General features: G+C 37.6%; 11 protein-coding genes and 1 pseudogene. 2 read left to right on the top strand and 10 right to left on the bottom strand.

Features of this window, described 5'->3' with window-relative positions; genetic code table 11:
* From C4E06_RS21670 to phnC, 9 genes and pseudogenes are all read right to left on the bottom strand, one after another.
* A pseudogene (locus C4E06_RS21670) lies at positions 1 to 545 on the bottom strand (sigma-70 family RNA polymerase sigma factor); the annotation flags it as partial.
* Between the two features lie 265 nt (positions 546 to 810).
* Positions 811 to 1,563 (bottom strand): DUF364 domain-containing protein, encoded by a 753-nt coding sequence (locus C4E06_RS21665; RefSeq protein WP_107670488.1) that lies wholly within the window; start codon positions 1,561 to 1,563, stop codon positions 811 to 813.
* A 15-nt stretch (positions 1,564 to 1,578) separates the two neighbouring features.
* Entirely contained in the window at positions 1,579 to 2,466 is an 888-nt protein-coding gene (locus C4E06_RS21660; protein ID WP_107670487.1) for a 4-hydroxybenzoate solanesyltransferase, read from the bottom strand.
* A gap of 99 nt (positions 2,467 to 2,565) precedes the next feature.
* A complete protein-coding gene (locus C4E06_RS21655) occupies positions 2,566 to 2,886 on the bottom strand; it encodes an HdeA family protein (RefSeq protein ID WP_107670486.1) in 321 nt (106 codons plus the stop codon).
* Positions 2,887 to 2,921: 35 nt separating this feature from the next.
* Positions 2,922 to 3,284 carry a glycine zipper family protein gene (locus tag C4E06_RS21650; RefSeq protein WP_107670485.1) on the bottom strand — a complete coding sequence of 121 codons (363 nt, stop codon included), beginning with the start codon at positions 3,282 to 3,284 and terminating at the stop codon, positions 2,922 to 2,924.
* Between the two features lie 71 nt (positions 3,285 to 3,355).
* A complete protein-coding gene (locus C4E06_RS21645; RefSeq protein WP_107670484.1) occupies positions 3,356 to 4,366 on the bottom strand; it encodes a phosphonate dehydrogenase in 1,011 nt (336 codons plus the stop codon).
* A gap of 11 nt (positions 4,367 to 4,377) precedes the next feature.
* Positions 4,378 to 5,184, bottom strand: a complete 807-nt coding sequence (gene phnE / locus C4E06_RS21640; protein WP_107670483.1) for a phosphonate ABC transporter, permease protein PhnE — start codon at positions 5,182 to 5,184, stop codon at positions 4,378 to 4,380.
* Positions 5,185 to 5,345: 161 nt separating this feature from the next.
* Entirely contained in the window at positions 5,346 to 6,266 is a 921-nt protein-coding gene (phnD, locus tag C4E06_RS21635; protein WP_107670482.1) for a phosphate/phosphite/phosphonate ABC transporter substrate-binding protein, read from the bottom strand.
* 96 nt (positions 6,267 to 6,362) lie between these two features.
* Positions 6,363 to 7,112: a phosphonate ABC transporter ATP-binding protein gene (phnC, locus tag C4E06_RS21630; RefSeq protein WP_107670481.1), complete on the bottom strand. Its 750-nt coding sequence runs from the start codon at positions 7,110 to 7,112 to the stop codon at positions 6,363 to 6,365.
* 320 nt (positions 7,113 to 7,432) lie between these two features.
* On the opposite strand from phnC, the gene C4E06_RS21625 reads away from it, so the two are divergent.
* Positions 7,433 to 7,600, top strand: coding sequence for a short-chain dehydrogenase (locus C4E06_RS21625; protein ID WP_107670480.1), 168 nt, complete (start codon positions 7,433 to 7,435; stop codon positions 7,598 to 7,600).
* Positions 7,601 to 7,733: 133 nt separating this feature from the next.
* Positions 7,734 to 9,707, top strand: a complete 1,974-nt coding sequence (locus C4E06_RS21620) for a bifunctional aldolase/short-chain dehydrogenase (protein ID WP_107670479.1) — start codon at positions 7,734 to 7,736, stop codon at positions 9,705 to 9,707.
* Between the two features lie 83 nt (positions 9,708 to 9,790).
* Here the strand turns inward: C4E06_RS21620 and C4E06_RS21615 are convergent, their stop codons facing one another.
* Positions 9,791 to 10,579 (bottom strand): hypothetical protein, encoded by a 789-nt coding sequence (locus tag C4E06_RS21615; RefSeq protein ID WP_107670478.1) that lies wholly within the window; start codon positions 10,577 to 10,579, stop codon positions 9,791 to 9,793.
* Positions 10,580 to 10,707: the final 128 nt, after the last annotated feature.

Genomic DNA, 10,707 nt, shown 5'->3' with positions numbered 1-10,707 from the left:
CAGGAACTAAGTCTCCTAAGCTAGTTTGTCCTTCTCCGTCATGACTAACTTTAACATCTAAACTAACGGGTTCTCTATTTGAAAGCGAGTTTAATATCTTGCCATTCTTTTAGGGAAATTTCTAAGACTTGAGCAATTTCTGAATCCGTTGGTTGACGGTTAAATTTTTCTCTAAATTCTTGGCGTACATTCATAGATTGTCTTCCCAATTCTAACCAACGTCTGGGAATACGAACCGTATATTTTTTATCCCGCAAATAATGTTGAATTTCTCCACGAATATAAGGAACGGCGAAGGAACTGAAAGCATGGCCTTTTTCAATACTAAACCGTTCAATAGCACGAATTAAGCCTAAACTCCCGACTTGTACTAAATCTTCGTAACTCTCCGGACACTGATTAACCCAATGATATGCTTCTTTGCGAACCAAACCAAAGTTTAATTCTAAAATTTTATTTCTTAATTTAGTTTTTGGGGTTTTTTGATACTCTTGAAACAATTTCAGGGTTTCGAGTTTCACATTTTCTTTGGCAGGGGTATACATAGCAAATATGCACCGTTTTACTGTTGTTGGCAACCAATTGACTATACATAGCCTAAAATGAAGGTGATGTTGCTCACAACAGAATTTTTACTATTCTTGAAAAATCCCTTTAACCAAAGCCTAGCTAATTGTACGGAGAAGAATAGGAAACTACTCAAAGATATATTAAGTGACCCCTTTATTTGTACAGTTATTCAAGTTTTCCTCAACTGAAACCTACTTGTTGTCTGACTTTTAACTGTGTTAACTTACTTTACCAAAGACCTTAACCTAATGATAACAAATGATATTGGACTCCGGTTTCAAAGATTCTGACTCCTCCGCCTTCGGCAACCGTTTGTCTTAAGGCGGTAGAATTACTCACCGTTACGCCAGCTAAATAGTTAATCCCAAAATCAGCAAATTCTCTTAACCAGGGAAGGGTTGGCCCCATCAAAACCACTGTTGCATCTCTAGATAATTCTACTAGACGGGGAAAAGTTTTGTTAGGAATAGATGTGGCGGTTAAAAATACCCAGTCAGACTCAGGGAGTAAATATTCTGAGGCGGTTGCAGGAAAGTCTCCAGGGGTGGGGTTGAGTTCAATAACGTTAATATTCATTTGTTGTTCATACTGCTTTAACCCTGGATAGCGGCCAATGACTGACACTTGTTTTCCTTGCAGTTGGGGTAGAAAATGCTCAAATACGGATAAATTAGCTGATGTTGCCCCAGGAAGGGCGATCGCTTCTTGCTGTAAAGGGGAATTGTGGTTAATAATAGCATTGATCCCCGCCATGGCTACGGTGGCTTGATAGGCATCCCACGATCGCAACCATGATGATAATTCTTGCATCGGTTGATTAACTAGGGTTCCTGACCAAGATAGGGTACGGGTAGGAATACCTGGACTCATACATAAGCCGATTCCTTCGGCTTTACACAGTGTCCAAGTTAAGCCGATAATAATCTCTTCAACGGGGGTATTGGTTTGTCCATAATCGATCAATAAGTCATAAATTTTTTTGGGATTAATCATCATCAGTTGAATTATTTAACTTAGAGTCATACTAACAATAATTCCTGCTAATAAAACAAAGCCTAAAGTTACATTTTGCTTAAATACTTGACCGTAGGTTTGTTGAGGAATTTCAGGGGAACTTAAACGGATATATTGTATCATCCAACCCACTAAAGCGATGACCCATGTTAGCCAAAATCCTAAATTTAGGTGCATGATCACCCCTAAATAAGCCCATAACCCGGCGGTAATGGCAAAAAAGATTCCCACTGCTTCTCCTGCGTATTTGCCAAAGAATAAAGCACTCGAATTAACCCCTATTTTCTGATCATCTTCTCGATCAGACATAGCATAAACTGTATCAAATCCTAATGTCCAAAAGACGGTTATTCCCCATAATATCCAAGTATCGTTTTCTAATTGTCCTGTCACCGCAGTCCAACTAATTAAAACAGCAAACCCCCAAGCTAAAGATAATACTAATTGAGGGATGGGAAAAACTCGTTTCGCCAAGGGATAACAAACAATAAAAGGAACAGCCGCCACACATAATATAAAGCTTAAGGTGTTGAGATAAAAAGCTAAAATAGCAGCACAAATAAGAGCAACAAAAGCGATAATAATGCCAACTTTAATGGATAGCGATCGCTCAGCTAAAGGTCGTGTTTTAGTCCTTTCTACTTGAGGATCAATATCTCTATCCCAGAGATCATTGATCACACATCCGGCTGCACTGGTGGCTAAGGTTCCTAATATAATAACGCCAATTAAAGGTAAGGGAGGAATACCTCTTGCTGCTAAAAAAATAGCCCACAATGCAGGAATCATTAAGATTAATCTTCCTGCTGGTTTATCCCATCTTAATAGGCGAATAATGGTTAACCAAGTGGCTTCTTGTTGGGTTTCAGATTGGGTAATCATGGTTGTCTATGTGAATCTTTTATTAATTTTATTATAAAAAAATTTATTATTCACATTCAATATTCAAAATAAAATCTAACTCCTGGTTATTTGCTCTAATTAACGGTATTCTTCAAAAGCTGTCATTAGCATGGAGTCAGGATTATTAATACAATAATCAGTAATTTTATCAGTGGCTTCTCGTAAAGCAATGCGATCAATCACCATTTGATTCTTTTTGGCTGTCATTAATCCGTGGAAAAATATTAAAGTTAATTCTTTATCTTTTCCTGGCATTTTTAAGAGTTCTCGACAACTAATTTGATTTAATTCTACCTTAGTGTCTTCTGATGTATCCTGAGCCAAACTTGATAACGTTAATGCTGGACTCACGATGATTGTTAATAAGAATATACTGAAGAGTTTATTGATTGATGTCATGATTATTCCTCAACTTTTAAATTAAAAATTCATGGTTATCTTAAAGGTGCGCCTCGCATACAATCGTTAAAGGCTTGTTGATATAGGCTATCATGATCCGAGGCACGACGGGCGCTACCGCCTATAATACCGACGACCGAACCTATGGCCGCCCCTGTACCGGCACCCCTTCCCCCATCAACAATAGCTCCTATGGCTGCGCCACTGGCTGCCCCTCTTGCTCCTCCTCGGAAAAAGCCACTTTGGGCGTAGCGATCAGCAAAGTCTCTGGCGTAGCTTTCGCAATAAGACTGGGAACGGGAGGAATATTGAGCGAGGGTTAGATTAGTTGATACTAATATCAGGTCAGCTATTACAATTGTACTAATTGTTAACAAATTTTTCCATGATTTTGACATTATCTTTGTAAGGGTTAAAAAGGATGAGTAAATTTTGTTTTAGAGATTATAATCTAGATAATTATTAAAAATCAAGCCTTTTTCTCTGTAATATTATTTATAGTACCTGGTGGTCTGTTTCCTGAGAGAACTTCGACAATATTTTTAGCGGCTTCTAGGGCAATATCACAGCGAACATCATTGATAGCTGAGCCTATATGAGGTGTAAAAAAGGTGTGTTTTGTATCAGTTAATAAGGTTTCATTGATAGTTTGAGGACGGTTAGCGATCGCCCAATCTTCCATTTCAAAAACATCAGCAGCATACCCGGCTAAATGGCCTGATTTAATGGCAGTCGCTACGGCAGTTTCATCTACCACTGAACCCCGACAAGGATTAATTAAAAAACTCTGAGGTTTCATCAATTTTAAAGTAGTTTCATTAATTAAATGATAGGTATCAGGAACTAAGGGAACCATTAACACAACATAATCACTTTTTATTAATAATTTTTCTAGGGAGATTCTGCTAATTTTCCAGTCTTTTTCTTGTTGAGTTGTTAAGGGAATGGTATCAGTATATAAAAGGGTCATATCAAAGCCGACTAACCGTTTAGCCAAGGATTTTCCTAACTTTCCCATACCAATAATTCCCAGGGTTTTATTTAATAATCCTGTACTGTATAATTGCGGTTTCCAACCCTGAAAATTACCCGAACGAATTAAGCGATCGCCTTCTACCATTCTTCGGGCTAATATTATTAATAATCCTATGGTTAATTCGGCTGTGGGAGCGACTAATAAATCAGGAACAATGGTAAACCAAATATTGCGCTTTGTGCAAGCTTCTACATCAAAATTATCATAGCCTCTTAAGGCTCCTGAAATAACTTTTAACTTGGGACAAGCTTCTAAGAATTGTACATCAATATGATCGGGCATAAAAACCATTAATCCTTGAGCATCTTTGCTTCTATTAATAACTTCTTTACGGCTTAATGTTTCTTTCGTTTGATTGAGAATAAGATCACAATGTGGGGCTAAATAATCAATAACTTCTGGGTGAATCCAATGGGTAATAATGACTCTTGGTTTTTGATTCATATTATATTGGTTTAAATGAATTTTTTTCTTAAATAATTACCTAAACTATCTACCAATGTTACCATAACTAAGACAACTAATAAAAGGGCAGATACTTCTTGATATTTGAGTAAACGTAATGCGCCAATAATTTCAAATCCAATGCCACCGGCTCCCACTGCACCTAATACCAGAGACGCTCTAAAATTGTACTCCCAACGATAAAATGTAAGATCAGCTATTTGGGGTAAAACTTGGGGTAAAATACTATGATAAATGATTTGTAAATGATTTGCACCGACGGCTTTTGCTGCTTCAATGGGAGCCTTATCCGTATGTTCTATGGACTCAGCAAAAAATTTTCCGACCATACCAATAGAATGAAATCCTAACGCTAATACCCCAGGCAGTGCGCCAAACCCAACAGCAGCAACAAAGATAATTCCTAAAAGTAACTCAGGAATAGCTCTCGCTATGTTTAAAATAATTCTTGATACAACATAAATAGAAGGGTGGGGACTCGTATTCTGCGCTGCTCCTAAAGCGATGGGAAAGGATAAAATGATAGCCATTCCTGTTCCTGCAATGCTCATGGCTATGGTATCTATTAATGGTTTAATCCAGTGAGAAACACGAGTAAAATCTGGTGGCAACATTTCCGCTACCATTTCTATAAGGTCAGGAATTCCTTCAGATAAACGCTTTCCATCTAATAAACCAACTAGAGCAAAACTAATAATAATAATTAAAAGTAGGCTAATTATGTTGATTAATGAGCGATAATAAAGACGATTTTGTTGCTGTAATAAGTTAGAGTATCTGTTCTGATTACTTATCATTTTTCAAGGTTTAATTAATAATAAAATTTAGGGATAATCTGAGCAGATTTTATCTCATATTATTTCACTCTTTATTTAAGAAAGGGAGAAAATTTCATTGGATAGTCTCATTGTTTTATCCCTAAATAGATCATTTGTTTTTGTCGTCACTAAACCTTAGATTAATTAAGTTTAGCAAAATCAAGATTAAGAATTTTTCCTAAGTCTCTGACAACATTATAATCTTTGTCTTCTACTGATTGAAACCCTTCGGCTTTAAATGGCTTTAAAACTGCTTCATCTTCTAACTCTAAAAAGGCTTGTTTAATTTGCTGTTTTAATTCGGGATCTAAATCAGAGCGCATCGTCCAAGGATATTGTGGAAATGGCTTGGATTCTTCGATTAAAATGACTTTATTTTTGTCAATGGTTCCCTTATTGATTAAAGCAGTATAAATGGGTTTACTTAAGCCTCCTGCTTGGGCTTTTCCATTAGCAACGGCCACAGCTACAGCATCATGAGAACCCACAAATACCTCCTTATAATTGTCTTCTGCTTTTAACCCTTTTTCCATCAAAATAGACTTAGGAATTAAATGGCTAGAGGTAGAAGCTTGATCACCATAAGCCATGGTTTTTCCTTCTATTTTCTCATAAGAATCAATTCCTGCCTCTGCATTACCAATAAGTACAGATTTATAGGTGGCCTCTCCATCTTTTTCTAACGCGGCAAAAGCTTCTATATTACTTTTTGTTCTTGCCAAAACATAAGACAACGGTCCAAAATAAGCTAAGTCTAATCTTCCGTTACTGGCTGCTTCAATCATCGAAGAATAATCGGTACTAACGAATAATTCAATATCTTTATTCAGTTGTTTTTCTAAATAGGCCTCTAACCCTTTATTATTTTGAATTACTGTAGATGCTGATTCGTCGGGTAACAAAGCAACCACTAATTTTTCAGGGTTAGCTTTTGTGTCTGCTTTGGTATTTTCAGGGTTATTATCGGATGTTTGACTGTTCGGTGTACTACAACCAATTAGGGTTAAGAGAGTCAGAGAAACAACGGTGGTTAAGGATTTTTTAAAGATGAAACTGATCATACTGATTGTAATCCAAGTAATTTTACTGTTGATTATAAAGACTTTCTTGAAAAAATCAAGATGGTAATATTTTTTTAAATGTGATTTAGATAACAATTAACTTGTCTTAAGCAAGGAAGAATTTTGATAAATTTTTTCTAACTGGTGTGATTGTATTTGCGAGGGATGACTATCAAAGAAAATAGTACCATCAGCAAGGCCAATAATGCGATCGCCATACTCTAAAGCTAAATCAATTTGATGTAAACTAACCACTGCCCCAATGCCATCTTCTTGACAAATCTTTTTAAGATTAGCTAATATTTTATGTGAACTACCAGGATCTAAACTAGCGATAGGTTCATCGGCTAAGAGAAACTTAGGTTTTTGAGCTAAAGCCCGTGCGATTCCTACCCGTTGTTGTTGCCCTCCACTCAGTTGTTTAACAGGAGTTAACGCTTTATTTAATAAGCCTACTCTGTCTAAACAATCTAAAGCAATCATTTGATCAATTTTAGGTAAAGGGAATAAACTTCTGAGGGTAGAATGATAGGCTAAACGACCAATTAAAACATTTTTAAGGGCAGTTTGTCGAGGAATTAATTGATGTTGTTGAAAAATCATACCGGTTTTTTGACGATGTTTTCTGAGGATTTTCGGGTTATTTAAATTACCTAAACCTTCAACAATAACTTGACCTTTAGTCGGAACAGTTAGACAATTAATACAACGTAAAAGGGTTGATTTTCCTGCACCCGAAGCCCCTAAAAGTACCGTAAATTCCCCTGGAACCAATTCAAGAGAAATATTTTCTAAGGCCACTGTTCCATCTTTATAGGCAACACTAAGGTTATCAAGAAAAATCATAATCTTTTTTTAATCAAATCTTAAATAATTACGCTCACTAAATTAGTGCTTAATATAGCACTAAATAATTAATAATTAAGAGATTTTCTCGTAAAATTGCTCTATTCAAAATCGGATCAGTATTTTTTCTGTCATAGATATACGGATAAAAATAAGTAAGTTTTCGAGTTTACATCCCTAAAAATTCAGACTAGCATTAAGATTAAGCTGTTGTTTTAACCTATCCTATTTAACTTAGCTTGTAGGGAAATTAATTAAGCAATTAGCACGGAAATAATTTCTTTACTGGCTAATTACTCTAAAAAGTATAAGAGGTAAAAATGTATAGAAGCGAAACCCCATCTATGTTAAATACCTTAGAAGGTTATGAAAACTTTGTTAGTCAATTATTAGAAAAAGACAAAGATGTAACAGTAGATCCTATGTTAGAGTGGGAGAATGCTATGAACGACGAGCATCTTTTAGAAAAAGAATCAACAAAAATTTAATCATCATTATTTTCAAAAGTTTGAGCAGTATCATTAACTCAGGATAATTAACAAATGTTGTTATCCTGGGTGTTTTTTCGCATCAGATTGTTATACAGTTAAGATAGATGTTTGATACTCAACCAATCTGCTGATGAAAAGTTTGTGGAATGACCAAGACGCAGCTAAATATAAAACAGATTTAGCCCTGAGAGTTTATACTTCGAGATTATTAGGACAAAACCCGTCTTTAGTCTTGCATGGTGGTGGCAATACATCGGTCAAAATACGTCAAGAGAATATTGTTGGTGAAACCGAAGAGATACTCTATGTTAAAGGCAGTGGTTGGGACTTAGCCACCATCGAAGAAGGAGGGTTTTCTGGGGTGAGAATGCCTCATTTGCTAAAATTAGCCCAACTAAGCAGCTTATCAGACTCCCAGATGGTCAATGAGTTGAAAACTCAAATGATTCGCGCCAATGCTCCCTCACCCTCTGTAGAAACCATCCTCCATGCTATTCTACCCTACAAATATGTGGATCATACCCACGCTGATGCAGTGGTTACCGTTACCAACACCGCAGAAGGAAGACAACGCATCGAAGAGATATATGGCGATCGCGTAGTAATCATTCCCTACATTATGCCAGGTTTTGATCTTGCCCGTCTCTGCGCCGAAGAATTTCAAAAGCAAAAAGGAGATAATACCATTGGCATGGTGTTGATGAATCATGGTATTTTTTCCTTTGGGGACACGGCCAAAGAATCTTATCAACGGATGATTGAGTTAGTTACTCAAGCAGAAGACTATCTTAAACAGCATCAAGCTTGGGATATTCCTCAACAGGCAGTAAACACCCCCGAAACAGCTTTAGGTGCAACTTTAGGCCAACTGCGTCAGCAAGTGTCCCTTGCTGCTGGTTTTCCCGTTATTCTTTCCCTACAACAAACCGAGAAAACCCTTAGTTTTGCCCAACGAAAAGATATTAATACCATTTCTCAACAAGGGCCAGCGACTCCCGATCACGTGATTCGCACCAAACGCACCCCGTTAGTAGGAAAGAATGTACAGGGGTATGTAACACAGTATGAAAGCTACTTTAACATCCATTTAGCCCAGGCTAAGGACAACAAAACCATGGTTGATCCAGCACCTAGAGTTATTGTCGATCCAGACTTAGGGATGGTTGCGATCGGGAAAAATGCCAAGGCTGCCAACATTGTGGCTGATATTTATGACCATACTATTGATATTATCCAACGGGCGACCTTATTGGGGGGTTATCAAGCCTTACCCTCTCAAGATATTTTTGATGTGGAATACTGGGAACTCGAACAAGCAAAACTAGGTAAAGGAGGGCAAACACCCCCATTTATCGGAGAAGTGGCTATTGTCACCGGGGCCGCTTCCGGTATTGGTAAAGCTTGTGTTGAGTCTTTGTTAAAACGAGGGGCTGCAGTGGTGGGGTTAGATATTAATGAAGCTATTACCGACTTATACAAGGGTCCCGACTTTTGTGGGGTTGTGTGTGATCTCACCGATGAAACAGCCATTCAGCAAGCCTTAGAAACGGCTGTAAGACAGTTTGGAGGCATTGATATGGTGATCCTCAATGCCGGTATTTTCCCCGCTAGTAGCCCTATTTCCGCCCTATCAACAGAACAATGGCGACGCATTATGAGTATTAACCTAGATGCTAATTTAGTGTTCATGCGAGAGGTTCACCCCTTCTTAAAAATGGCTCCTAATGGGGGTAGAATGGTGGTTATCGGCTCAAAAAATGTGCCTGCACCGGGGCCGGGGGCTGCTGCTTATTCTGCCTCTAAAGCCGCCTTAAATCAGTTAACCCGTGTGGCTGCTTTAGAATGGGGAAAAGATAAGATTCGTATTAATTCAATTCATCCGAATGGGGTATTTGATACCGGTATTTGGACTGATGAGGTATTAGAAACCAGGGCGAAAAATTATGGTTTAACCGTAGAAGACTATAAAACGAATAATGTTATGAAAGTAGAAGTTACCAGTCATGATGTAGCCGAGTTAGCAGCCAGTATGTGCGATCGCTTATTTGCGAAAACTACTGCAGCCCAAGTTCCTTTAGATGGGGGAAATGAACGGGTTATTTAGTTTGAGGATAGAAAAAAACAAGAAGACAAAGAAGTTTTTTAGTAAATCTAAATTTTCTTTGTCTTCCTTCTCCTAACAGATGATTAAACGGAATTTTGACGGAAACGACGGAAAATAAAACCGATGCTACCTATTGTTAATAAACTGAGAATTGTGCCAGGTTCAGCCGTAGATTCCATAGCTTCAGGTCTTCTGAATTCGATATAGTTAAAAACAGCATCAATGTTATCTTCTCCATTAGAAAAAAATTGAAGTTCTATGTCGGAGAGGAAAAAGGGAACATTGCCAACAAGTAAAGAAGGATCAAATGGTAAAATTAGTAATCCTGGAGTTATCTGACTAGGTGCTAAGATCGGGGCAAAAAAAGCCTCACTTTCACTCACAGCCGATACAGATATAGAGAAATCGGCTGCTAAATCGATGGATTCAACATCGATCACGATTTCATTAAATGGAAGAAGCTCATCAGTTTGAATGTTCAATGCAGCGGCGTTCCAGCTCACAGAAGCATCGCTTGATACACTAGCTGCATTACTCCAAGAAAGATTACCCGTTCCAGCAGATATGGTGGCGGTATTAATTAAATTAGCACCCAATATATTAGACAAAGTGTAATCTCTTGATCCTCCAATTGTTTGCTCTGGAGCGGCATTTTGAGAACTGGAAAAAGAGCCATCAGATGTTGCTGATATTCCCCCTATGGTTCCTGGTGTATCAAAGTTATCAACTAACAAACAATCAAACCCCATGGTGTCTAAGGGATCGGATAAACACACTGGACTGAAGATTGTTGCTGAGGCCGCAGAAAAGGGAGCCAAGGAAGCGGCGATCGCGGTGGATAAGATCCAATGGTTTTTAATTGGTTTTTTCATATTTGATAGATGAAAGATAGTTTCGATTAATGAAGACTTCTGCTACGAGAAGCTAATAGAATTCTCAATGTAATAGTTTAATGTACTTTGACAAAGTTATACTAAATTCAGTTCCGAGACTCATCTAA

The sequence above is a fragment of the Cyanothece sp. BG0011 genome (assembly GCF_003013815.1).
Classification (GTDB): domain Bacteria; phylum Cyanobacteriota; class Cyanobacteriia; order Cyanobacteriales; family Microcystaceae; genus Crocosphaera.
Note: the sequence above shows the minus strand (reverse complement) of the source record. Positions and strands in the feature narration are given on the sequence as shown.